3 protein-coding genes are annotated in these 1,691 nt (G+C 31.7%); 2 read left to right on the forward strand and 1 reads right to left on the reverse strand.

The features are described from left to right. Together B0E44_RS00100 and B0E44_RS00105 are read left to right on the forward strand one after the other, a co-directional pair. On the forward strand, positions 1-399 hold a 399-nt coding region (locus tag B0E44_RS00100; protein ID WP_217341279.1), incomplete at its 5' end, for a hypothetical protein. A gap of 99 nt (positions 400-498) precedes the next feature. Next, on the forward strand, positions 499-720 hold the full coding sequence (locus B0E44_RS00105) for a hypothetical protein (protein ID WP_254423219.1): 222 nt from the start codon (positions 499-501) through the stop codon (positions 718-720). Between the two features lie 45 nt (positions 721-765). On the opposite strand, the gene B0E44_RS00110 is transcribed toward B0E44_RS00105, so the two are convergent. Next, positions 766-1,320 (reverse strand): transposase, encoded by a 555-nt coding sequence (locus B0E44_RS00110; protein WP_077370180.1) that lies wholly within the window; start codon positions 1,318-1,320, stop codon positions 766-768. Positions 1,321-1,691 lie beyond the last annotated feature (371 nt).

Here is a 1,691-nt window from a genome sequence, read left to right on the forward strand (position 1 = left end):
GATTATTTAGAAATCAAGAGATTTTATGAAGTTCTTAAAAAGTCAAAATATAGTCAAATGTTTGATGATGATATTTTAAAATACATTAGTTATATCCGAGAATTAAGTTTTTTTGAAATAATTAGTTATGAATTAGATAAAGAAAACCCCGATTTGGATGAATGGTTTAATTCCAAAAATCCTTTTAAATATGGTTTAACCGAAGAAGAATTAAAAAACGCCTATTCAATGATGGATTTATTGCCTTTAAAATATGGAATGAATGCAATTAGAGGGTTTTTATTAAAAGCACAAAAAAAGATATGGCAACCCCCAGCTCCGCGAAGTCTCCCGACTTTGCGTTTTTTTTTAGTCCCCTCACTGGCGCTCGTTTGCAACGAGTGCCTACTTAACTTGTAAAAACAACTCGTAGCGTTTGCAACGCTGTTAACTTAAACAGGAGCAACTTTAAACAAGTATATTCCTTTTTTTTTTGCTTTTCTTTTAAAATCAATATATTTGAAAAAAAGAATGTCTGAGAAATACAAAGTTATAGATAGTACAGTGCCCACTTTTATTACCATTACTGTTGTTGATTGGGTTGATTTGTTTGTGCGTCCCATTTATTACAATATCTTAGATGAATCTTTGAATTATTGTATCAAAGAAAAAGGATTGAGTGTGCATGCCTATGTCTACATGACAAGTCATACCCGATGGCGTGGATATATCTCTACGTAAGATAGCGCGGATTTGCAATCCGTGCCCACACAGTACATCGACAATCTAAAACAAATCCAATACAACAACATCCAATTCATTTTCCAGTCCTGCATAATTTCTTGCAGAACTAAAATAATAATCCTCTGGCAAGGCAACTACTTTATCTTTTACTGGATTATTGTGGATATAATTCACTTTTTGTTTTATGAACCAATTGGTTTCTATTATTTCAGCATGATATCCGTCTTGCCATACTTTATAACTTTGATCTCTTTTAAGATGCGCACACGCTTTTTCAAAATAGGCTAAAAGCCACTCCCTGCGACTCTCTGGCTCTTCCATTATAGTTTGAATAATTTTCTTGGAGGTATATTTTTTAAAATCACGCATGACATCCGATAAAATGAAACCATTTGTGGCTTTGCACATTAAATGTATATGACTGTGCATAATGCAATAGGCATAAATTTCAAGTCCTTTTTTCTCTTGGCAATATTGCAAAGCATTAACGATATTGTACTTTTGGTTGAGTCGCGTAAAAATATCAACCCAACCTACAGTGGTTATGGTTATAAAATAAGCTTTATCTGAAGTTGTGGCTTTGTATTTTGTTGACATTTTTTTTATCTAAAAATACAATAAAAGCTACAAATAATAAATCACATAGCTTTTATTTATTTATTTTCGTGTAGATTTGCTTTGTAGCCAAGGAAGTTTTTTACATACTTTGCGGGCACGGATTGCAAATCCGCGCTATCCTTTTAAAGAACTTTTTTGCATATCCGAGCGATCGGGGAAAAACCTGATGGGTCATTTATTCAGTCTCTAAAAACTAAATATAATTACAAGTTTAATGATATAACTAAAACTTATGAAAAAATTAAATAGTATAAATTGCATAAGGTTTAAAGGCGACAAAGTTTATTTGGATGAAATTCCAATAGTAATTGGCATTAACATATTAGATTGGCTTAAAAACTATTCTAATT

The organism is Flavobacterium sp. A45 (assembly GCF_002001005.1).
Taxonomy (GTDB): domain Bacteria; phylum Bacteroidota; class Bacteroidia; order Flavobacteriales; family Flavobacteriaceae; genus Flavobacterium.